Annotated in this window: 25 protein-coding genes; 1 reads left to right on the top strand and 24 read right to left on the bottom strand. The window is 50.5% G+C overall.

Annotated elements, in window-relative coordinates; all coding sequences use genetic code 11:
- Nucleotide 1: 1 nt before the first annotated feature.
- From DWY63_RS01500 to DWY63_RS01480, 5 genes are all read right to left on the bottom strand, one after another.
- Nucleotides 2–1,525: a 4Fe-4S dicluster domain-containing protein gene (locus DWY63_RS01500; protein WP_117800935.1), complete on the bottom strand. Its 1,524-nt coding sequence runs from the start codon at nt 1,523–1,525 to the stop codon at nt 2–4.
- A 188-nt stretch (nt 1,526–1,713) separates the two neighbouring features.
- Entirely contained in the window at nt 1,714–2,727 is a 1,014-nt protein-coding gene (locus DWY63_RS01495) for an NAD(P)H-dependent glycerol-3-phosphate dehydrogenase (protein ID WP_117800932.1), read from the bottom strand.
- 3 nt (nt 2,728–2,730) lie between these two features.
- On the bottom strand, nt 2,731–3,378 hold the full coding sequence (gene plsY / locus DWY63_RS01490) for a glycerol-3-phosphate 1-O-acyltransferase PlsY (protein ID WP_055226461.1): 648 nt from the start codon (nt 3,376–3,378) through the stop codon (nt 2,731–2,733).
- Between the two features lie 6 nt (nt 3,379–3,384).
- Nucleotides 3,385–4,713 (bottom strand): ribosome biogenesis GTPase Der, encoded by a 1,329-nt coding sequence (gene der, locus DWY63_RS01485; protein WP_022461518.1) that lies wholly within the window; start codon nt 4,711–4,713, stop codon nt 3,385–3,387.
- Nucleotides 4,667–6,061: a DUF512 domain-containing protein gene (locus tag DWY63_RS01480; protein ID WP_117800929.1), complete on the bottom strand. Its 1,395-nt coding sequence runs from the start codon at nt 6,059–6,061 to the stop codon at nt 4,667–4,669. Before DWY63_RS01480 ends, der begins: the two co-directional genes overlap by 47 nt.
- Nucleotides 6,062–6,284: 223 nt before the next feature.
- Here DWY63_RS01480 and DWY63_RS01475 point away from each other — a divergent pair, with 223 nt between their 5' ends.
- Entirely contained in the window at nt 6,285–7,448 is a 1,164-nt protein-coding gene (locus tag DWY63_RS01475) for a ribose-phosphate pyrophosphokinase (protein WP_117509055.1), read from the top strand.
- An 84-nt stretch (nt 7,449–7,532) separates the two neighbouring features.
- Here the strand turns inward: DWY63_RS01475 and pgeF are convergent, their stop codons facing one another.
- From pgeF to pyrH, 19 genes are all read right to left on the bottom strand, one after another.
- Complete coding sequence (pgeF, locus tag DWY63_RS01470) at nt 7,533–8,387, bottom strand: peptidoglycan editing factor PgeF (RefSeq protein ID WP_243001823.1); 855 nt, start codon at nt 8,385–8,387, stop codon at nt 7,533–7,535.
- Nucleotides 8,388–8,400: 13 nt separating this feature from the next.
- Nucleotides 8,401–8,763 (bottom strand): YraN family protein, encoded by a 363-nt coding sequence (locus tag DWY63_RS01465; protein ID WP_022461514.1) that lies wholly within the window; start codon nt 8,761–8,763, stop codon nt 8,401–8,403.
- A 35-nt stretch (nt 8,764–8,798) separates the two neighbouring features.
- Entirely contained in the window at nt 8,799–9,566 is a 768-nt protein-coding gene (locus DWY63_RS01460; RefSeq protein WP_117800926.1) for a ribonuclease HII, read from the bottom strand.
- Nucleotides 9,567–9,602: 36 nt separating this feature from the next.
- Nucleotides 9,603–10,445, bottom strand: coding sequence for a ribosome biogenesis GTPase YlqF (gene ylqF / locus DWY63_RS01455; RefSeq protein ID WP_117800923.1), 843 nt, complete (start codon nt 10,443–10,445; stop codon nt 9,603–9,605).
- Between the two features lie 24 nt (nt 10,446–10,469).
- Nucleotides 10,470–11,030: a signal peptidase I gene (gene lepB, locus DWY63_RS01450; RefSeq protein ID WP_243001822.1), complete on the bottom strand. Its 561-nt coding sequence runs from the start codon at nt 11,028–11,030 to the stop codon at nt 10,470–10,472.
- A gap of 81 nt (nt 11,031–11,111) precedes the next feature.
- Nucleotides 11,112–11,459 carry a 50S ribosomal protein L19 gene (rplS, locus tag DWY63_RS01445; RefSeq protein ID WP_022461510.1) on the bottom strand — a complete coding sequence of 116 codons (348 nt, stop codon included), beginning with the start codon at nt 11,457–11,459 and terminating at the stop codon, nt 11,112–11,114.
- An 88-nt stretch (nt 11,460–11,547) separates the two neighbouring features.
- Nucleotides 11,548–12,672 carry a tRNA (guanosine(37)-N1)-methyltransferase TrmD gene (gene trmD / locus DWY63_RS01440; protein ID WP_117800917.1) on the bottom strand — a complete coding sequence of 375 codons (1,125 nt, stop codon included), beginning with the start codon at nt 12,670–12,672 and terminating at the stop codon, nt 11,548–11,550.
- An 18-nt stretch (nt 12,673–12,690) separates the two neighbouring features.
- Complete coding sequence (gene rimM / locus DWY63_RS01435) at nt 12,691–13,197, bottom strand: ribosome maturation factor RimM (protein WP_022461508.1); 507 nt, start codon at nt 13,195–13,197, stop codon at nt 12,691–12,693.
- A gap of 176 nt (nt 13,198–13,373) precedes the next feature.
- Nucleotides 13,374–13,604, bottom strand: a complete 231-nt coding sequence (locus DWY63_RS01430) for a KH domain-containing protein (protein WP_022461507.1) — start codon at nt 13,602–13,604, stop codon at nt 13,374–13,376.
- A 21-nt stretch (nt 13,605–13,625) separates the two neighbouring features.
- The gene (rpsP, locus tag DWY63_RS01425) at nt 13,626–13,871 is read right to left on the bottom strand and encodes a 30S ribosomal protein S16 (protein ID WP_022461506.1); all 246 of its coding nucleotides are present in this window, start codon (nt 13,869–13,871) and stop codon (nt 13,626–13,628) included.
- 54 nt (nt 13,872–13,925) lie between these two features.
- Nucleotides 13,926–15,275, bottom strand: coding sequence for a signal recognition particle protein (ffh, locus tag DWY63_RS01420; RefSeq protein ID WP_117800913.1), 1,350 nt, complete (start codon nt 15,273–15,275; stop codon nt 13,926–13,928).
- Nucleotides 15,276–15,277: 2 nt separating this feature from the next.
- Nucleotides 15,278–15,622, bottom strand: coding sequence for a YlxM family DNA-binding protein (gene ylxM, locus DWY63_RS01415; protein ID WP_330377042.1), 345 nt, complete (start codon nt 15,620–15,622; stop codon nt 15,278–15,280).
- 160 nt (nt 15,623–15,782) lie between these two features.
- Entirely contained in the window at nt 15,783–17,036 is a 1,254-nt protein-coding gene (locus DWY63_RS01410) for a peptidoglycan-binding protein (RefSeq protein ID WP_117509058.1), read from the bottom strand.
- Between the two features lie 73 nt (nt 17,037–17,109).
- On the bottom strand, nt 17,110–18,402 hold the full coding sequence (rseP, locus tag DWY63_RS01405; protein ID WP_022461502.1) for an RIP metalloprotease RseP: 1,293 nt from the start codon (nt 18,400–18,402) through the stop codon (nt 17,110–17,112).
- 6 nt (nt 18,403–18,408) lie between these two features.
- Nucleotides 18,409–19,563, bottom strand: a complete 1,155-nt coding sequence (locus tag DWY63_RS01400) for a 1-deoxy-D-xylulose-5-phosphate reductoisomerase (RefSeq protein ID WP_055266585.1) — start codon at nt 19,561–19,563, stop codon at nt 18,409–18,411.
- A gap of 50 nt (nt 19,564–19,613) precedes the next feature.
- Nucleotides 19,614–20,405 carry a phosphatidate cytidylyltransferase gene (locus tag DWY63_RS01395; protein ID WP_022461500.1) on the bottom strand — a complete coding sequence of 264 codons (792 nt, stop codon included), beginning with the start codon at nt 20,403–20,405 and terminating at the stop codon, nt 19,614–19,616.
- 5 nt (nt 20,406–20,410) lie between these two features.
- The gene (gene uppS, locus DWY63_RS01390; RefSeq protein WP_022461499.1) at nt 20,411–21,148 is read right to left on the bottom strand and encodes a polyprenyl diphosphate synthase; all 738 of its coding nucleotides are present in this window, start codon (nt 21,146–21,148) and stop codon (nt 20,411–20,413) included.
- A gap of 67 nt (nt 21,149–21,215) precedes the next feature.
- A complete protein-coding gene (frr, locus tag DWY63_RS01385; protein ID WP_373141022.1) occupies nt 21,216–21,734 on the bottom strand; it encodes a ribosome recycling factor in 519 nt (172 codons plus the stop codon).
- 210 nt (nt 21,735–21,944) lie between these two features.
- Complete coding sequence (gene pyrH, locus DWY63_RS01380) at nt 21,945–22,643, bottom strand: UMP kinase (RefSeq protein ID WP_022461497.1); 699 nt, start codon at nt 22,641–22,643, stop codon at nt 21,945–21,947.
- Nucleotides 22,644–22,737 lie beyond the last annotated feature (94 nt).

Here is a 22,737-nt window from a genome sequence, read left to right as displayed (position 1 = left end):
TTTAGTCTACCAGCTTGTCCAGTTCTTTTACATATTCTGTCTGGCTGGAAATCTTGTGTTTTGCCTGCGCCGCATATTTGTTGACTGCCGCCTGTGACTTTTTGATTGACTGCATCGTGCCGGCTCCTGCCACGCATCCGCCCGGACAGGCCATGCCTTCGAGAAGATAACCGTTGTACTTTCCGGCCTTTGCCATTGTCAGCAGTTTCCGGCATTCCTTCAGACCTTCTGCATTTGCCATCTTGATTTCGCGGTCCGGGTATTTTTCACGGATTACATTTTCCACAGATTTTGCAACGCCGCCGGAGACAGCAAAGTTTCTTCCGTCCACCGATGCATCGCTGACGCCGTCCGGATCTTCCTCAAGTGCACTCACATCTACCTGGCGCGCATCGAAAATGCCCGACATCTCTTCAAACGTCAGAACGAAGTCCACCTCACTGCGGACAGACCGGCGCATGGCCTCCAGTTTTTTCGCCGCACACGGTCCGACAAAGACAACCTTCGCATTCGGATTGTGTTTCTTGATCAGACGCGCCGTCAGCGTCATCGGGGTCAGTGCCATCGAGATACAGTTAGCGTAATCCGGGAACAGTTTCTTCGCCATTACAGACCAGGCCGGACAGCAGGATGTCGCCATAAACGGCAGTTTCTCCGGAACTTCGTTCACAAAATCCTCTGCCTCCTGTGCCGCACAGAGATCCGCTCCGATCGCGACTTCAAAGACATCCGCAAAGCCGAGCTTTTTCATCGCCGCACGCAGTTTTCCAGGCGTTACTTTCGGTCCGAACTGGCCGACAAACGCCGGTGCCAGCGCTGCATAGACGCGCTCTCCCGACTGGATCGCACGGATTACCTGGAAGATCTGGGATTTGTCCGAAATAGCGCCGAACGGGCAGTTGACGAGACACTGGCCGCAGGATACACATTTCTCGTAATCGATATCCGCTTTTCCGTTCTCATCTGAACCGATGGCATCCATTCCGCAGGCTCTCGCACACGGACGCTCCTGAATGATAATAGCCTGGTATCCGCATACCTTGGCACACTGACCACATTTGACGCATTTATCCTGATCAATATAGGATCGTCCATTGGTGCGGTCCAGCGTAATGGCCTTTTTCGGACAGACTTCCACGCACGGATGTGCAAGACATCCCTGACATCCCTCCGTGATCAGAACCCGTTTTTCATGACAGGCGTTGCATGCAAATTTGATGACATTAATGAGCGGCGGTGTATAATATGTCTCCGCCTGATCCGCCAGTTTGATATTGTCCGAGATCGGGGCGTGCTCTGCCGCGCTTCTGCACGGAAGTCCCATTGCAAGGCGAAGCCGCTCTCCTACAATCGCCCGCTCCAGAAACACATCATTTCTAAAATTTCCGACCTCACCGGGAATTACACGGTAAGGAATTTCTTCGATCGTCTTTTCCACCGGGGAGTTCACGTCATACGCCATTTTTGCAACTTCCGTAAAAATGGCATGGCGGATTTCCTGAATTCTTGTTTCTACTCCTCTCATTCTTTCTTCCTCCTGCCGTATTTTCCTCCGCATCTTTTCAGTTAAAATTTTTCCGCTTTCTATTACTATACTTGATTTCGAAAGTATTGTCATCTTTTTTCCGTATTTTTGCCGAAAAAATTTCGGTCTGCACAAAAAAGAACCTGCCGTCTCTGTATCATTTCACAGAAGTGACAGGTTTCTTATTTTTACCGCTCCCAGAGATCCGGGGCGAGTTCGTCTTTTTTCATACGCTGCATCAGTTCATCCACAGCCTGTTTCGGGTTTTTGTTTTCAAACAGAACCTGATTGACTGCCTGAATGATCGGCGTTTCGATTCCGAATTTTTTCGACAGAGTAAGACCCGCTTTTGCGGAATAGACGCCCTCGACGATCATCTGAACCTCATCCATCGCCTGCTGCATCGTTCTGCCCTGGCCGATCAGGTATCCGGCTTTCCGGTTCCGGCTGTGAACGGAAGCACACGTTACAATCAGGTCGCCGATACCGGAAAGACCGTAGAAGGTTTCCGCATGGGCGCCCATCGCCGTGCCGAGCCGTGCAATTTCCGCGATCCCGCGGGTAATCAGAGCCGCTTTCGTATTGTCGCCGTAGCCAAGACCATCCGCCGTTCCGGCTGCCAGTGCGATGACATTTTTCAGAGCTCCGCCAAGTTCAATTCCCGTGATGTCCGGGCTTGTGTAAACGCGGAAGACCGGGCTCATGAACACATTCTGCACATACAGTGCGCTCTCGCGGTCATGCGCGCCGACAACGATCGTGGTCGGCAGGCCGCGGCCGACCTCCTCTGCATGGCTCGGTCCGGAGAGAACAACGACATTCGTTCCCGGCACTTCCTCCTCGATGATCTGAGACATCGTCATCAGGGTATCGGCTTCCACGCCTTTTGCCACATTGACGATGAGCTGGCCGTCCGGAATATCCGCCGCATACTTTTTACATGTGGTTCGCACGTACGGGGATGCTTTTGCCATCACAAGGATGTCCTGTCCGGAAAGGGAGCCGCGCACATCGCAGGTGAACTTCATTTCATCCGGCAGTTTTACGCCCGGAAGCTTCGTCAGATGCTCTCTGTGTTCCTTTAAGCTCTCAATTTCCTTTTCATTTTCCGAGCAGATCGTCACGTCATGCCCGTTGTTGCAGAGCAGGAGGCCGAGGGCGGTTCCCCAGCTTCCTGCTCCGATGATACTAATCTTTGCCATATTTTATTTCTCCGACTTTTTGGATAAATACGTTTTCCGCTCTGTTCCCGCGATGAGGCGCTTGATGTTTGCACGGTGCTCCCAGAAGGCAAGCACGGCAAGAAGTGCGATCACCACGTACATCTCATAGAGATACGGCGGTTCCAGCGCAAAGCAGCCCGCCTGTCCCATGATAACGGCCATCGCAAAAAAGACAACGTAAACCATCATGGAACCGAGGGAAACATAGTGTGTTACTGCAAGATTCAGGAAAAACAGCGCTGCACAGACCAGCGTGATTCTCCAGTCAAACGAGATAATCAGACCCGCGGTTGCAGCGATTCCTTTTCCGCCGCGGAAGCCTAAGTAAAACGGGAAGTTGTGGCCGAGAATCGTTCCGGCCGCAGCATACACCGTCAGCAGTTTCAGCAGTTCCGGGTGCGATGCACCGAAGATCAGGCGTACCGTCAGGACCGCCAGAATGCATTTGATGCAGTCGCCGGCAAGCGTGATGGCGCCTGCTTTTTTCCCTAAAGTCCGGAGCGCGTTGGTCGTTCCTGCGTTTCCGCTGCCGTGTTCCCGGATATCAATTCCCTTCGTCCTTCCATAAATATATGAGGTCTGAAAAAGGCCAAATGCGTATCCGATCAAAAGGCATATGATCCGTACCATAACTCTTTACTGCTCCTTCTCTTTTCGTTCTCTGATGATGAATTTCAGCGGTGTGCCGCGGAAGCCGAACGACTCTCTGATTTTATTCTCCAGATATCGAACATAGGAGAAATGCATCAGTTCTTTGTCGTTGACGAAAATAACAAATGTCGGCGGTTTGACCGAAACCTGTGTCATGTAGTAGATTTTCAGTCGTTTTCCACGGTCTGACGGCGGCTGCTGCATTGCCATTGCCTCGGTCAGAATCTCGTTCAGGACACCGGTCTGTACGCGCAGGTTCTGGTACTGCAGAACCATGTCGATCGTCTCGAACAGCTTCGGAAGACGCTGTCCTGTCTTCGCAGAGATGAACAAAAGCTCTGCGTACGGCATGTAAGCCAATGTATTTCTTACTTTTTCGGTAAAGCGGTAGATCGTCTTGTCATCTTTTTCCAAGGCATCCCATTTATTTACCGCAATGATCATACCTTTTCCACGCTCATGGGCGATACCGGCAATTTTGGCATCCTGCTCGGTGACGCCCTCGGTTGCATCGATCAGAAGAACAACGACATCTGCGCGCTCTACGGCAGATACTGTACGGATGATGCTGTACCGCTCCAGCTCCTCTTTGATCTTGTTTTTCTTTCGAAGGCCTGCGGTATCGATGAAAATATATTCATTTCCATTGTGCATGATCGTGGTATCGATCGCATCGCGCGTCGTTCCGGCGATGTCGGATACGATGACACGGTTCGAGCCCAGCAGTTTGTTGACCAGAGAGGATTTTCCGACGTTCGGTTTTCCAACAATGGCGATGCGCGGAATCTCGCTCTCCTCCTCGTTTTCCATCTCCGGATCAAAGTATCCTGTCACCTCATCGAGCATATCGCCGATGCCGAGCTTTCCGGATGCGGAAATGGCGTGCGGCTCTCCGATGCCGAGGTTATAGAATTCATAAACATCCATCATCTGACGGTCAAAGTTATCTACCTTGTTGACAACGAGTACAACCGGCTTGCGGCTTCTTCTGAGCATATCAGCTACTTTTGCATCGGCATCTACAAGTCCCTGACGGACGTCTGTGATGAAGATGATGACATTTGCGGTATCAATGGCGATCTGCGCCTGGTCTCTCATCTGGGAGAGAATGATATCTTTGGATTCCGGCTCAATACCGCCGGTGTCTACCAGCGTAAATTTGTGGTTCAGCCACTCTACGTCGGCATAGATGCGGTCACGGGTTACACCCGGTGTGTCTTTTACAATCGAAATATTGTCTCCGGCTAATACATTAAACAGGGTGGATTTACCCACGTTCGGCCGGCCCACAATTGCTACAATCGGCTTGCTCATACATTGTTCTCCTTCTGTGTATCGTCTCCTGGTTTTCCTCCACAACGGCTTTCACCAGGTCGCTGCCCGGCTCATCGATAATCTGTACCGGTGTTTTCAGGCGCTCTTCCACCTCTTCCACCGTCACATCATCGAGAAAGACGTTTTTTCCCGAACGGAGCATGTTGCACGGAAGCAGCAGGCAGTCGCCAAGATCTCTTCCCTCTAACTGCTCCATCAGATCCTTTCCGGTAATCAGACCGGATACGGTAATGGATTCTCCAAAGAAATAGTTGATAATCGTGACAACCTCCGCCTGTACATTCGGATATTTTTCACGAATTTTCTGCATGTGTTTTTCCAACGACGGCGCCGCAGCTTTTCCGGTCGCAATCGTTACATGGCGGTGACGGTCATCCCCTTCTCGTTTCGAAAGTTCTTCCGCAACCTCGTCCTCCAGAAGCCGGAGCATTCCCACTCCGTTTTCCAGCTGGATATAGCCATCGTAATTTTCCTCCTCCGGGATCGGCTCTCCCGCCAGCAGATACCATTCATCACCAGCATGGATAAAGTGAAGTCCCCACTGTTCATACAGCTTTTTCTGCCATTTGTGAATCGTGGCAAGAACTTCTTTTGCATCCTCCCTGGTAAACGGTTCCAGAGGTGCCAGTCCGTCGCGGTACTTCGAAAGTCCGACCGGGACAACCGAAACACTTTTCAGATGCGGCAGATATTTTGACAGATCCGAAATACTGCGCTCCAGCTCTGCGCCGTCGTTGTATCCCTTGCAGAGCACAATCTGTCCATTCATCTCGATTCCCGCCTCGTAAAGGCGCTGGACCTTCGGAAAGATATTGCCCGCAAAACGGTTGTGCAGCATTTTGCAGCGGAGCTCCGGGTTCGTTGTCTGGAACGAAATATTGATCGGTGCCAGATGGTAGCGGATAATCCGGTCGATATCGTGGTCGCTCATGTTGGTCAGTGTAATATAGTTTCCCTGCAGGAAGGACAGACGCGAATCGTCATCCTTAAAATACAAGGTGGGACGCATTCCCGGCGGCATCTGATCGATGAAGCAGAAAATGCAGTTGTTGCTGCAGGAACGGTACTGATCCATGAACTCGTTCTCGAATGTAATGCCGATTTCCTCGTCATACTCTTTTTCGATTTCCAGATCCCATTCCTCGCCGTCCTTTTTCCGGATCGTGAGTTCCAGATACGTGTCGTTGGTCTGGAAGTGGTAATCGAAGACGTCCTCGATGATTTCCCCGTTCACGCGGAGCAGTTCATCGCCCGGTTCGAGTTCCAGTTCTTCGGCAATACTGCCCGGTTCTATTGTCTTGATAATGTGTTTCGTCTTGTTTTTCACAGATCTTACGTTTTGGCCTTTCCATTTACTTCTTTATAACTTCTCTTTGCCCAGTAAAAAGCGTGCTTTTTTTGCATACCTTCCGGGCATTCATTCATTATAATAACAACAACCTGCACAAAAAGCAAGGATTCTTTCGTTTTTTGCTTGACGCACCCTTTCCCAAGATGATATAAATAGGAAGTAAATGGTTTGTAAAAAATGTCGATTACTGGAGGTTTGTATGGCTAATTTAGATTTACTTGAAAATTCCATTCCGGTTGCTCCGTTAAAGCTCGCAGCTCTGCCGGGCAGTATGGAAATGGCAAAAAAAGTTGATGCGTATCTGGTTCAGTTCCGTAAAGAGCTCGCCGAGCGCCGCAACGGGGTTTCCTTTTCCGGATATTCCGAGGATTCTTTTCTGATTGACTGCGAGTGCCCGCGTTTCGGTTCCGGCGAAGCAAAAGGAAAGATCAACGAATCCGTCCGCGGTGCCGATCTTTACATCCTGGTTGATGTCTGCAACTACAGCATCACTTACAAGGTCTGCGGCTACGAGAACCACATGTCACCGGATGACCATTATCAGGATCTGAAACGTATCATCGCTGCTGCAACAGGAAAAGCACACCGGATCAACGTAATCATGCCTTTCATTTATGAAGGAAGACAGCATAAGCGCACCAAACGTGAGTCTCTCGACTGCGCACTTGCTCTGCAGGAGCTGATGAACATGGGTGTTTCCAACTTTATCACCTTCGACGCACACGATCCTCGTGTCATGAACGCAATTCCGCTCGGCGGCTTTGACAACTTCATGCCAACCTACCAGTTTTTAAAAGCCCTTCTTCGTTCCGTTCCGGATCTGACGATCGACAACGATCATCTGATGATCATCAGCCCGGACGAGGGAGCGATGGCGCGTGCCGTATACTTCTCCAACGTGCTCGGCGTCGATATGGGTATGTTCTATAAGAGAAGAGATTACTCCACCATCGTAAACGGAAAGAACCCGATCGTGGCACATGAGTTTCTCGGCGATTCCGTAGCAGGAAAAGATGTTGTCATCATCGACGATATGATCTCCTCCGGTGAGAGTATGCTCGACGTTGCAAAACAGGTCAAAGAGCGCGGCGCTGACCACGTCTTTGTCTGCACCACCTTCGGCCTCTTCACCGATGGTCTGGAGAAATTCGATGCTTACTATGAGAAAGGCTATATCAGCAAAGTCATCACCACCGACCTGACCTACCGTACACCGGAACTCGTTTCCCGTCCTTGGTATGAGCCGGCTGAGATGAGCAAATATATGGCAAGCATCATCGATACGCTTAACCACGACGTATCCGTTGCAAAAGTACAGTCTACGACAGAGAAAATCAATAAGCTGCTGGCAAAACACAGATAATCGATTTTGTGTCCGCCGGATGCATACAGCAAATAACGGATCTGTTTTTTCCAGGTCCGTTTTTTGCTGCTTTCTATTCTGTTTTCAGACCAGGGAAAGGAATGCCGCGAGGTTTCCTCTTTTTCCCTTCGATGCACGGTGGGAATACAGGAAATCCGGGTTGCAGCAGGTGCAGAGGTTCGGCAGATGAATCTGCTTCTCCGGCACTCCTGCCGCAAGAAGGATCTGATGATTCGCCTCCCAGAGATTTAACTGGTATTTTCCATCTGGTTTTCCGTAGAACAGTTTCTCATGCAGTGTTTCCGGGAATGCTGCCCGGAACTCTTCGATCACGTCACCGCTCACCTCGTAGCAGTCCTGGCAGATCGACGGGCCGACGGCTGCGATCACATCTTTTGCTTCTGTTCCAAACCGTTCGTGCATCGCATCGAGCGTTGCCTGTCCCATCTTGTGGACCGTTCCACGCCAGCCGGAATGTGAAAGTCCAATTGCACGGTGCACCGGGTCGACAAAGTAGAGCGGCACGCAGTCCGCATAGAATGTCGCAAGTACGACGCCCGGCTCATCAGTGATCATACCGTCAATATCATGAAAATCGCGGTCTCTTGTCACGCCGCTGCCGCAGTCTGCTTTCGTCACATAACGGACCTTCGTCGTGTGTGCCTGATCGGAGGTAACAATGTTTTCCACTTCAAACCCCGCCGCCTCACAGAATCTTCTGTAATTCTCCCGCACATTCGCCGGATCGTCGCCGCGCGAAAAGCTGAGATTCATGCTGGAAAGATGTTTCTTACTCACCCCGCCGATCCGTGTAGAAAATGCATGGCGGATGCCCTCAATTTTCTCAATCGCCGGCCAGGTCAGATAGACCACGCCGTTTTCCGCCTCGTTGACATGCATCGTTTTTTTATCGTTTTGTTTCCATTGAATTGGTATCATAAAAACTCCCTTCCTACCAGCCGCTCCCCTGATAATAAAACGCGTTCGCATAGACGCGGATCTCCTCCGGTGTCTCTGCCACGACGTCGAAGCGGCAGGGCACATCCATCGGGATCTGGTGGAGCATGCGGTAGTAATCTGCTGTTTTTGAAATTTTCTTCTGTTTCTTTCCATCCACGGCGCTTGTCGGGTCTCCGGCTGTCCGGCCGGTGCGGTATTTTACTTCGATAAAAATGTATGTGTCGTCCTGTTTTGCGATCAGGTCGATCTCACCGAAGCGGCACCGGAAATTCCGCACCAAGATATGATATCCCAGGCTTTCCAGATATTCTGCCGCACGGCTCTCCTGTCTCGTTCCTACTTCCCGCTGGTTCAAATGCGATACCCTCTCCTTTTTTTGATGCGGCGCCTTTACACGAAATGGCCGATAAACGACTGCCGGTGGATCGGTGACGGGCCGATTTCTTTTAAAGCAGCGATATGCTCTGCCGAACCGTAGCCCTTGTTCGATGCAAAACCGTAGCCCGGAAGCACCTTGTCGTACTCTTCCATCAGGCGGTCCCTTGTCACCTTCGCAATAATACTTGCCGCCGCAATCGAAACACTCTTGGCATCTCCCTTGATGATCGGCACCTGGCGGATGTCCACCTGCGGGATTTTCACCGCATCGTTTAAGAGCACATCCGGCTTCACGGAAAGCTTGCTGATCGCCTCCCGCATCGCCTCGTACGTTGCCTGTAAAATATTGATCTCGTCGATCCGCGCCGGAGAGGCATAGCCGATGCCGACGGCCACTGCCTCACGCATGATCACATCGTACAGCTCGTCGCGTTTTTTGGCCGTCAGCTGCTTGGAATCGTTCAGATACAGGATTTTACTGTCGCGCGGCAGAATGACCGCACCTGCGACCACAGGGCCCGCCAGAGGGCCTCTTCCGACCTCGTCGATGCCGCAGATCCAGCCAAGATCCTCATATTTGTGCTCGTAGATCTTCATCTGTTCCGTGCGCTCGCGCTCTTTTTTCAAGGCCTCTTCCTGTTTCTGGTATTTTTGAATCAGATTTTGTACGCCGGCACGGGAATCCTCTTCGTATTCCAGATAAAGGGCGGGCAGCTCCGTCTCCGAAGCTGCCGCAAAAATTTCCCGTATGGCGGATATTGATTGTTTTTTCTCTGTCATCGTTGTTCTCCGCATTTTTTATTTTGATAAATCCATTTATTCCGGTTTTTCCAGCGTGATTCTGCCGAGCTTTCCGCTCCGGAAATCATCCATCAGAAGCCGTGCTGCTTTTTCGTAATCGAGCTCATTTCCCTTTTTCAGGCAGCCGCGCACACGCGCAATCTCACCCAGGATTTCCACACGATCCGTCACACCTTCAAAGCCAAAGCGTTTCTCCAGCGTTCCCGGATACTCTGCCGTCAGATAATCGATGACGGACAGCGCCAGCTCCTCTACGTTCAGGATCTCATCGTTGATGGAACCGATCATCGCAAGATGCAGTCCCACCTGCTGGTCCTCAAACTTCGGCCACAGGATACCAGGTGTGTCCAGAAGCTCCAGCTGTTTGCTCAGACGGATCCATTGTTTTCCCTTCGTGACGCCCGGTTTGTTTCCGGTTTTCGCACAGGCTCTGCCCGCATACGCATTGATAAATGTCGATTTTCCGACGTTCGGAATACCGACAACCATCGCGCGGACCGGACGGTTCAGGATGCCGCGTTTGCGGTCGCGCTCGATTTTCTCTTTGCAGGCCTCCTGTACGGCGCTGTTGATCGCTTTCATGCCGGCTCCGGAACGGGAATTGACCTTCACAACAGAATATCCCTTTCCCTTGAAATATTCCATCCAGGCATCGTTTCCGCGCTCATCGGCAAGGTCCGATTTGTTCAGCAGAATCAGCCGTGCTTTGTTCTTTCCAAGTTCATCTATATCCGGGTTGCGGCTCGCTGCAGGAACTCTCGCATCGACCAGCTCAATCATCAGGTCGATGAGCCTTAAGTCTTCCTGCATCTGTCTGCGGGCCTTCGTCATATGACCCGGGTACCACTGATAATTCATGTTTCTTCTCCTTCTATGCTGCGTTTACACGAAACCGATTTTCTTCCACGGCGAAATCGTAAACCAGAGCTTTCCGACAATGCGGTCCGAATCCACGAGTCCCATGCCGTTGTGGCGGCTGTCCTCGCTGTTGTTCCGGTTGTCGCCGAGCACAAAGTACTGTCCCTTCCCGACCGTGATCGGCTCGGAGGCAAGTCCCGCGTTTGTGATGGCCGGAAATTCATCTTTTTCATTATAGACTTCCCCGTTGATGAGGATCTGTCCGTCCCTGATCTGTACCGTCTCGCCCGGCAGCGCAATCACACGCTTGATGTGGATGCTCGCCTTCTTGTCCTCACTCGTCCGGAACGCGATGATATCCCCGCGTTTCGGAGAACTTAAGCGGTACCAGGCGGAGTCCATCAGCACACGCTCCCCCGGCACGAGAGTCGGCTCCATCGAGCCCTCCTGCACCACGACACTTCTGCAGAAAAACCAGGAAAATGCCGCGGCAAGAAGAATCGCCGCAATAATTTCCAGAATCCATACAAACGTGGAACGGATCTTTTTCTTGTAGAAATATTCCTTTACATATCTGGTATTCATACCCATAGTGTAATTCTCCGTAAGACAAAACCGGAGAAACACAATTGCTCATGTTCCTCCGGCCATCCTTTTAACGACTTATTATTTTACCAGCTCTTTCACTTTCGCTGCTTTACCAACACGGTCTCTTAAGTAGTTCAGTTTCGCACGTCTTACTTTACCACGTCTGATAACTTCTACTTTCTCAACGTTCGGAGAGTGTACCGGCCATGTTTTCTCAACGCCTACGCCGTTAGAGCTCTTACGAACAGTGAAGGTCTCTTTGCTTCCGCCGCCCTGTCTTTTCAGGACAACGCCTTCGAATACCTGGATACGCTCGCGGTTACCCTCTTTGATTTTACCGTAAACTTTAACGGTATCACCAACGCGGAACTCCGGTGCTTCTGCTTTTAACTGTGCATCTTCGATTTTCTTAATAATGTCGTTCATTTCTTTATCTCCTTTTTTTACCCTGGATGTTCTTAATGCCTTTTTGCAACAGCGGACCATCTCTTTACTCACAACAAAATACATTATACTATAATGCATCCGCAGATGCAAGTATTTTTTTCACTTTCCATTCGCCGCTGTACAGCAGACTGCGAAGCGCGAAAGAAAACCGCTGCAGGCCGTCCGCGGACGGTATGCCGGTAAGCCGTGCGACCAGACGGAAACCGTTTTTTTCCAGCTGCTCTTCGAGTTTTTCTTCCTCTTCCGAGAATCCGTCCGGGCACAAAAACACCAGCGGTGTTTCTTTTCCGGCAAAGCTGCGGATATACTCGCTCTTTGCTTTCATACCCTCCTCAAGCGTTCCCGGAAGCTGCAGAATCAGCAGATCATGGTCATCAAACAGATTTTTCTGTTTCCGGATCTTCTTTCGTCCGAGATCAAGGCTTACACCATAGCGTGTCATGCCTGCCAAAAGATCGTGCGCCCAGGCAGACGATTCCTCTTTTTCATTGCATGCGCAGGAAATCTGGAATGCATTTTCCAGAAGGTCCGGCCGCCGCTCGGCTGTCCGCACCAGAGAGGCCTCATGGCGCCATGCTTCGATCTTTTTGTGGTCACCGGAAAGCAACACTTCCGGAACTTTTTTCTCGTGCCATGTCTCCGGTCTTGTGTAATGCGGATACTCAAGCAAGTTGTCCTGCAGTGACTCAAACTGCGAAGATTCCTCGTTGCTTAAGACACCCGGCACAAACCGCGATACCGCATCCACCAGCACCATTGCACCGAGTTCTCCGCCTGTTAAAACATAATCCCCGATCGAGATATAGTCCGTTACTACTTCCTGCAGTACGCGGTCATCGATGCCCTCATAGTGGCCGCAGAGCAGCACAAGATCGTCCTCAAGCGCCAGCTCTTCCACCATCGTCTGGTTCAGTACTTTTCCCTGCGGTGTCAGATAGACCGTGCGCGGCTTTTTCCCGATCTTTTCGGCTACCGACTGGTAGGCGCGGAACACCGGCTCCGCCTCCATGACCATGCCCGCACCGCCGCCGTACGGGTAATCGTCCACGCGGTTGAATTTATTTGCTGAAAATTCCCGGATATTCGTCGTCTCGAGGGAAATATAGCCGTTGTTGATGGCTCTTCCGAGGATGCTGGTGTGCAGCCCCTGCTCGATCATCTCCGGGAACAGCGTCAGAATATGATATTTCATCGTTCTTTACTCTCTTTATCAGTCAATCAGGCCCGGAAGAAGGTGAATCGTCATCTTCTGCTCATCCAGGTCCACATCCAGAATGCAGTCATGGATCGCCGGAATCAGAACCTCTCCGTGCTCTTTCGAATCTACAATATAGACGTCGTTCGCACCGGTCTCCATCACATCGCGGAGCGTGCCGAACAGTTCGCCGTCCTCGGTGTACATCTGCATTCCCTGCAGGTCTGCGATATAGTATTCGTCCTCTTCCAGCGGAATGGCATCCTCTCTCGTCACATAGAGGCTGCAGCCTTTATACCGTTCGATATCGTTGATGTTGTCAATTCCTTTGAATTTTACAATGGCAAGCTGTTTGAAAAAACGCACGCCAGTTACATGGAGTTCTTTTTTTTCTTTTCCTGTATCGAGAAAAACGCGGTCCAGAGAAAGAAAACGCTCCGGATCTGTCGTCGGGTATACCTTTACCTCACCGCGTACGCCGTGGGTTGTGGTAATTACGCCAATCTGCAAATATTCTTCCATTCAAAAACCCTTTCCAACCAGTTCTACTGTGTATTGCAACTTGAGAAACACGCTTTGCGAGTTTCTCAAGTTATCGCGGCAGTCGCCAAGGTCCCGTGCAAGCACGGACTTTGTCTCGTTGCCCGCGTAAAGAAAGGAACCGGCAACAACTGTCGGTTCCTTTTTCTATCTTTTACTTACTGTAAAATTTCTACGACAACTTTTCTGTCGCTCTTTGAGGAAGCTGCTTTTACAACCGTACGGATTGCTTTCGCAATGCGTCCCTGACGTCCGATGACTTTTCCCATATCTGACGGATCTACTTTGAGTTCCAGCAGAAGGTCATCACCGCTGACGGTTTCTGTCACAACTACCTCAGATGGATGATCAACCAGAGATTTTGCAATTACTTCGATAAGTTCTTTCATTACAAGATACCCCCGTATGAATTATTTCTCGATACCAGCCTGTTTTAAGAGTTTGGCAACGATTTCGGTCGGCTGTGCGCCGTTAGCCAGCCATTTTTTAGCAGCCTCCTCGTTGAAGCTGATTGCGCTCGGCTCGCGGTTCGGATCGTAAGTTCCGATCTCCTCGATGAAACGTCCGTCTCTTGGGGATCTGGAATCTGCTACAACGATTCTATAAAAAGGAGCTTTCTTCTGTCCCATTCTTCTTAATCTCATTTTTACTGCCATTTTTCTTTACCTCCATTGTAAATTCATGTATTTATTTATATTTTTTCTTTTATGCTAAAAGGGAAGTTTGAATCCTCCTCTTTTACCACCCTTACCGACCATTCCGGTCATCTGTTTCATCATTTTTCTTGACTGTTCAAACTGTTTGATGAAACGGTTTACCTCCGCGATGTCAACACCGGCGCCTTTTGCAATTCTCTGCTTTCTCGACGGATTGATGAGATCCGGGTTTTCTCTTTCCTTTGGCGTCATAGAAAGTACAATAGCTTCCTTTCTTGCCATGTCTTTTTCATCCACCATGCTCTCAAGATCCTGGCCCTTCATTTTCGCGCCGACGCCCGGAAGCATATTCAGGATGCTGGAGATGCCGCCCATATTGCGCATCTGCTCCATGGAATCCAGATAATCGTTGAAGTCGAACTGCGCCTTCTTCATCTTCTGTTCCATGGCTTTTGCTTTTTCTTCGTCGATGTTTGCCTGCGCTTTTTCAATCAGGCTCATCACATCGCCCATGCCGAGAATACGGGACGCCATACGGTCCGGATAAAACTGCTCCAGATCCGAAAGCTTTTCGCCCATGCCGACATAGAGAATTGGTTTGCCGGAAACTGCACGGATTGAAAGTGCCGCACCGCCTCTGGTGTCACCATCTAATTTTGTAAGTACTACACCGTTGATGCCGACTTTATTGCTGAACATCTCGGCCACATTGACTGCGTCCTGTCCGGTCATAGCGTCTACTACCAAAAGGGTCTGATCCACAGGAACAGCCGCTTTGATATCCTGTAACTCCTGCATCATCTCTTCATCGATGTGCAGACGGCCTGCGGTATCCAGAATCAATACGTTAAAGCCGTTTGTCTTTGCATGCACCAGCGCTGCCTTTGCGATATCCACCGGACGGTTTTTATCTCCCATAGCGAACACTTCCACGCCCTGCTTTTCTCCGTTGACCTGCAGCTGTTTGATCGCTGCCGGGCGGTATACGTCGCAGGCTGCAAGGAGAGGTTTTCTTCCCTTGGCTTTTAACTTTCCTGCAATCTTTGCGGTTGTGGTTGTTTTACCGGCTCCCTGAAGACCTGCCATCATAATAATGGTAACTTCACTCGCCGGGCGCAGTGCGATTTCCGTTGTCTCGGAACCCATCAGCTTGACCAGCTCGTCATTTACGATTTTAATGACCATCTGACCCGGATTCAGTCCGTTCATGACGTCCTGTCCGACTGCCTGCTCCTGTACGGATTTGATAAACTGTTTTACTACTTTGAAGCTGACATCCGCCTCGAGAAGTGCCATTTTTACTTCCTTCAGCGCAGTCTTTACATCCGCCTCGGTCAGGCGGCCCTTGCTTCTGAGATTTTTGAAAACATTCTGGAGTTTCTCGGTTAAACTTTCAAATGCCATGCTCAAAGCTCCTCTAATATATCCGATGCAATTGCTGCAATCCGCTGCATCACATCTTCTTTCGGGGTATCACCGGATGGGTCTGTCAGCTTTCGGATCTCGTTCACATTTTCCCGGATCTGCACAAAGCGTTGTACCAGATGAAGCTTTTCTTCATACTCTTCCAGTGTCTTGTTGCAGCGTCTGACCAGATCGTGAACTCCCTGGCGGGAAATGCCCCGCGCTGCCGCAACCTCGCTCAGGGAAAAATCGTTGAGCACCACGTCCTCATATACCTGACGCTGATGTTCAGTCAGAAGTTCGCCGTAAAAATCATACAGTAATGTCTGTTCCAATATTTTTTCCATTGCGATCACCTTGGTTATCATACACGAAATGATGCTGGGTGTCAAGTATTTTTTCTTGACAGTTTTAAAATTTTTCTGATCCGTTTCAAAAGCCGCAGAAAAGGCGCATTTTCCGCGTTTTTTCGCAGAAAACACGCCCCTTATAAAGACTTTTGTATACCTACTGCAGCTCCGCAATCCTCGTCACAGCCACATAAATCGACTGAATTTTGTACCACGTCGGATAATCCACAATGCCGGAAACCGGCAGGCCGAACAGCCGCTGGAACGCTTCGACGGCGTCCTGCGTCTCTTCATCGAAATAGCCATTTTCATAGACCGTCGGAATCGATGAATACACCTCCGCAATCACGTTCAGCTGCTCCTGCATCTGCAGTACCTTGTTCCCGGACGAGCCGATGGTGAGGTCATACCCCGGCCAGGAGGACGGGATGCCGGAAATCTCCTCCGCCGTGTTGATATACATATTGTCTCCATAATAATTGCGGAGAATCTGAATCGTTGAATACCCTTGGTCCGCCAGGTTTTTGGACCCCCACTGGCTCATCCAGTTCGGGCAGCTCACACGGTTTCCGTCACAGTACTGCGTCAGAATCGGCTGTTTCACATTCGGGCGCGACAGGTAATCAGCAAAAATCTCATCGACCACAAGGGAAATGCTGTCGAAAATATTCCTGCCGTAAATCCATTTGTGATCGTAGGCCGTCGACGAAGTGATCGTAAAATCGTATCCCTTGTTGCGGTACCATTCTGTATAGACACGGTTCAGCGTAAATGACATGATTGCGAGGATATTCGCCCGGATCGCCGCATCCGGCCATGTTGCATAGATTTCCGAGCACGCCACGTTTTTGATGTAGTCGCGGTACCGCACATAATAGTCGCGTGCCGTGCTGTCGGTCGGCGCTCCGTCGTGGACGATGATATACTCCGGGATCACGACACGGGACAGCACAATCTCACCGCTCTCCCTCGTCGGCTTGATCTCACTTTCCGGAATTTTCGCCGGATATTCGCCGAACAACGTATGGTCCGGGATCGTCACATCCGCAAACGCTGCGCCCTCTGCCAGTTTGAGGTCCACCTGCTGGACGGACTGTTCTCCTGAAAGAAGCTCGGAGCCCGTCACTTCAACCAGTTCATACCCTTCCGCCTCCACTTTCACCGTATATTCGGAATACGGCTGATTCACATTCGGTTCCAGACTGTACTCGAGCGGCGGCGTCGCCAGATCCAGCGTCTCCGTTCTGCCGTCCCCGTCGGTAATCAGCTCCTCGATCACATTCTGCGGATCTCCCGTATACGAAACCGTCACCCGCGCCCCGGAAACAGGCCGCGCCTGGATTCTTGTATTTACCCGGATTTCCAGCCGCCCGCGGTCAGTCATTTCCTGCTGCATACGCAAATTTTTCATAAAAAAGCCCCATATCCTGCACTCCTTTTATGGTATGCAGAATATGAGGCTTTGTTGCTTTTCATTTTTCGATTTACAGGATCCGCTGGACGTCGTGGATCATGACGTAGACCATCAACGCCATCAGAAGCACCAGGCCCGCGAAGTGAACCATACCCTCCAGGTCTCGCCGGATTGGTTTTCTGCGGATGGCTTCTATGATCAGAAAGACAAGCCGTCCGCCGTCGAGTGCCGGGAGCGGCAGCAGGTTCATGACGCCAAGGTTTGATGACAGCAGAATCACCATGTTCAGCATCGTCATCACCGTAACCAGAACGCCCTGCGATTTTACATCATCATAGGCGGTTCCGATCGCATCCACCACGCCGACCGGGCCGGAAAGATCGTTCACAGAATACTGTCCGGTGATCAGCATACTGACGCTGTCAATGACGGTGCGCACCCAGTATTTGATCTCCAGCACGCTGTATTTCAGCACGCCGATCGGGGACTGTTTCTCCCGGAGCTGATACGAAAACTGTACATTCGCATACGTATTTTCAACCGGTGTCACCGTAATCTCTTTCGTCTTTCCGCTGTGCTCATACTCCAGCGTCACAGCGCTTCCATCGAAAGGATGCTCTGTCTGGTAAGCAGTAAAATCTGCCACACAGGTGATCGGCGCTCCGTTGATCGATACGAGCAGGTCGCCCGCGACAACACCCGCAGCGGCAAGCGGCATATTCTGCTGCACATACGTGAATTCCATGCCGCGGTCACAGTCATCGTAGTTAAAGCCCATCATATACCGCGTTGTCACCGTCGGTTCATATGTGATCGTTTTCTTTTCCCCGTCGGCCTTTTTAACCTCCAGCGTAATCTCATCCGTCGGCACACCCCGTACCGTCATCACAGAGTTCAGCTCTTTTCCGATGGAAATATGTCTTCCTTCATAGGAAGTGATGATATCTCCCGCTTCCAGGCCTGCCTCTGCCTCCGGCGAACCGTCTGCCACTTCTGTGACGCGTGCCGGGGAACTTCCCGCGTAACTGATCACAAAGATTGCGCAGAAAAATGCCAGAATCATGTTGAACACCGGTCCCGCCGCAACGACGGAAATTCTTGCCCACACGGATTTGCTGTTAAAGGTTCCTTCCCCCTCCTCTTCACCGTCCTCGCCGAGCATCTGGCACGCACCGCCGAAAGGCAGAAGTTTTAAGGAATAGACCGTTCCTCCTTTTTCTGTCTTTACCACCGTCGGGCCAAAGCCGATCGAAAATTCCGTCACGGTAATACCATTCGCTTTCGCCAAAAGAAAATGCCCCAGCTCATGGATAATGACGGTGATTCCGAAAATGAGTACGGCTATCAGGATTTTTACAATCATGCTGTCTTATTCTCCCATCTTATATCTGTTCGCAATCCATTCATACGTCTCCTGCTCCGCCGCGAGAATCTGCTCCAGCGTCGGATCGGCAATCGTTTTGTGTGCTTCCATTGCACCGGCGATCACGTCGTAAATCTCGAGGAAACGGATCTTCTTCGCGAGGAACAGTGCAACGGCGCGTTCATTTGCCGCATTGAAGACCGTCGGCATGGAGCCGCCCGTCCGGGACGCCTGCATTGCCATCGGAAGGCCGAGGAAGGTATCCATATCCGGTTTTTCAAACGTGATCTGTGTCAGCGCCGCAAAGTCGAGGCGGTCGCCTGCAAGGAAGCGGCGCTCCGGGTAATACAGTGCGTACTGGATCGGCAGTTTCATATCCGGTGTGCCAAGCTGTGCCATGACAGCGCCGTCTTTAAATTCTACCATGGAATGGATAATGCTCTTTGGCTGTACCACAACCTGGATGTGGTCGAGATCAACACCGAACAGCCATTTTGCTTCCATGACTTCCAGTCCTTTGTTAACGAGTGTCGCGGAATCAATCGTGATCTTGTGCCCCATCGACCAGTTCGGATGACGGAGCGCCTGCTCTACCGTTACGTTTTCGAGCTCCGCTCTTGTTTTTCCGCGGAACGGACCGCCGGATGCAGTAATCAGAAGTTTTTCAATTTCTTTTCTGTTTTCCCCGTGCAGGCACTGGAAAATCGCCGAGTGCTCACTGTCCACCGGAAGGATCTGCACACCGCATTCCTCTGCCAGCGGCATAATAATGTGTCCCGCCGTTACCAGTGTCTCTTTGTTTGCCAGTGCAATGTCTTTTCCTGCCTTCATCGCCGCAACCGTCGGGCGAATGCCGATCATGCCGACGATCGCTGTCACAAGGATTTCGCTCTCCGGCATCGTGGCAAGCTCGATCATGCCGTCCATGCCGCTGCCGATTTTTACAGGAAGATCCTTCACTCTGTCACGGAGTTCTGCCGCTTTCGCCTCATCGCCGACTGCCGCAAACTTCGGATGAAATTCCCGGATCTGCTGCTCAAGCAGTGTAATATTACTTCCGGCGCTGATGCCGACCACCTCAAGATCGCCGTTGGCACGCACGACATCGAGGGTCTGGGTTCCGATCGAACCGGTTGAACCAAGAATTGCTATTTTCTTCATATTCCAGTTTCTCCCATCTGCTTCCCGTTTATGCTGTAGGGGAAGCTTTTTTAATGAATCAGAAGCACCGACAGGAAATAGATGATCGGTGCGGTAAAGATCACGCTGTCGAAGCGGTCAAGAATACCGCCGTGGCCCGGAATCAGCTTTCCGTAATCCTTGATGCCCTGATTTCGTTTGATTGCGGATGCCGCAAGGTCTCCGACCATGGAGATCAGCGCGCCGACACCGCAGATGATGGCGTATTCCACCATGCCGCCCTTTGTCGCAGCCGCATAGATGATGCCGAGCAGAATCGCTCCGACGACACCGCCGACAGCTCCTTCTACGGATTTTTTCGGGCTTAAAACCGGCGCCATTTTATGTTTTCCAAAGAGTACGCCGACACAGTATGCACACGTATCGCAGCCCCAGGAGCACAGGAAAATCAGCCATACATGGAATTTTCCGCCGTCCAGCATACGGGTCTGATATACATAGGAAAGCATTACGCCGACATAGACAATCGCAAAGAACGCCGGCATCACCTGATTGGCGTTGTATTTCGGATAAGTAAATACGTATACTGCCATCAGAAGCACGAGATCCAGGATCAGCGCGAGCATCTGGTACATCGGGTCATGAAGCAGCAGGGACAGATAGAAAATCACAACGCCCGCATAGCCCGTAATTTCCAACAGATTCCATTTATCTTCTCTTACCTTCATCACGCGGAACAGCTCTCCTGCGCCGATCAGCGACAGGCACAGAACCGTCATATAGAGCACAGTTCCGCCGCTGCAGATCGTAAGCAGCGCCACAAGGACGAGCACGATGCCGCTTAACAGTCTTGTCTTAAACATCTTTTTTATTCCTCCTTCACACCGCCGTAACGCCGGTCTCTGTTATTATATTGTTCGATGGCTTTTCTCAATTCCTCTTCGTGGAAATCCGGCCACGGAACCTCGGTAAAGTAAAATTCCGTGTAGGCCAGCTGCCACATCAGGTAGTTGGAAAGGCGCTGCTCGCCGCTTGTACGGATCAGAAGATCTGGATCCGGGATTCCGGCGGTGTCGAGGTAGCTCTCAAAACACTGCTCCGTCAGTTTTCCGTTCTCATCAAACGCATTCTCTGCGAGAGTTCCGTTTTTCACATCCTCGATCATACGGGTCATGCCGCGCAGGATCTCATCACGGGAACCGTAGTTCATTGCGATCTGGAAGTACATGTGATCGTAATCTTTGGAGCACTCCTCCAGTTCATGAATGCTGTCCTGAATATCCTGCGGGAATGCGCTCGGATCTCCGATGATTTTGACGCGCATCTGATTTTTATGTGCTTTTTTGATGCATCGTTTCAGATACTGGCGGAACAGCTTTAAGAGGCCCTCCACCTCGGCGCGGGAGCGTTTCCAGTTCTCGGTTGAGAACGCATAGACGGTCAGATATTTGACACCCATGTCTTTAATCACGTCACACATTTTTTCCAGATTGTCGCATCCGACGATATGGCCGTAGCCGCGCGGCATATTGCGTTTTTTCGCCCATCTGCCGTTTCCGTCCAGGATGATGGCGATGTGATTCGGCACTTTTAATTCATTATCCATACTTTTTTCCTCCGTAAACGATAACAGGCTGCCTGCAAATGACAGGCAGCCCCTCGTTTTCTTTGTATTACACGGTCATAATTTCTTTGGATTTTACGTCCACCATCTGATCTACTTCTTTGATATATTTGTCTGTTAATTTCTGGGTCTGCTCCTCGAGCTCTTTGATTTCGTCCTCGGAAACGTCCTCTTTGGCAAGTTTCTTGAACGCATCATTGGCATCGCGGCGGATGTTGCGGATGGCTACCTTTGCGCCCTCTGCTTTTTTCTTTACCTCTTTTACCAGCTCTTTACGACGGTCCTCGGTAAGCTCCGGGAATACCAGACGGATGACTCTTCCGTCATCGGACGGGTTGATGCCAAGGTCAGACATCATGATCGCTTTCTCGATCTCTTTTACCAGGGATGCTTCCCACGGCTGGATCTGGATCATACGTGCTTCCGGAACAGAGATGTTTGCCACCTGCTGCAGCGGAGTCGGTGTTCCATAGTAATCTACAGTAATGCGGTCCAGTACGTGCGGGTTTGCACGGCCTGCGCGGATGGTTCCGAATTCGGAATCGAGGCTTGCAATGGATTTGCCCATTTTTACCTCAAACGGTTTTACTCTCTCGTCGATCTGATTTGCCATATTAAATTTGTCCTCCTGCTATCTCTTATACGGTCACAGTTCTGCGAACTGTGACATTCGCAGCTCTCATTTAAAGTTTTGCTTCGCAAAAGGAGAGCTGCTCACACCTGAATCATTTTCTTACGCAGTAAAACAGCAAGTGTTTTACTGCTGAATTTTTATTAATTATACCGTTACTCTTGTGCCGTTAATTTTTCCGTTTGCAGCATTTACAATGCTGTTCTCTTCATTTAAACCAAATACCAGCATCGGCATTTTGTTTTCCTTGCAAAGGATGGATGCGGTCATATCTACCACTTTCAGATCCTTTTCAATGACTTCCTGAATGGAAATCTCGTCAAATTTCTTTGCATCCGGGTTTGTTTTCGGATCGCTGTCGTAGACACCGTCTACTGCTTTTGCAAGCAGAATCTCGTCTGCCTCGATCTCAATCGCGCGAAGTACGGTTGCCGTATCGGTTGAGAAATATGGATGGCCTGTACCGCCGGCAAAGAATACAACCATGTTGTGCTGGAAATATTTGTTTGCACGGTCTTTGGAAAATCCTTTTGTGAACTCTCCGCATGGGAATGGAGTCAGAACTGCGGTCATCATTCCCTGGGAACGGAAGATTTCTGATACATAGATACAGTTCATAACGGTTGCCAGCATACCGATCTGGTCTGCTTTGGTACGGTCGATATTTTCGGAACTGCGTCCTCTCCAGAAGTTTCCTCCTCCGATTACGATGCCGACTTCAATCCCCTGGTCTACCAGAGTTTTTACCTGTTTTGCCACTTTTGTGACGGTCGGCTCGTCAAAACCGGTGTGTTTCTCTCCTGCAAGAGCTTCTCCGCTCAATTTCAGTAATACTCGTCGTTTCATCTTGCATCCTCGTTCCTTTATGATATTTTTTCACAAATGTCTTGCATTTATGAAATGATTATACCATCTGTTCCCAAAAACGACAAGGGCAAAA

Source organism: Blautia sp. AF26-2 (assembly GCF_003460955.1).
Lineage (GTDB): Bacteria > Bacillota > Clostridia > Lachnospirales > Lachnospiraceae > Fusicatenibacter > Fusicatenibacter saccharivorans.
Note: the sequence above shows the minus strand (reverse complement) of the source record. Positions and strands in the feature narration are given on the sequence as shown.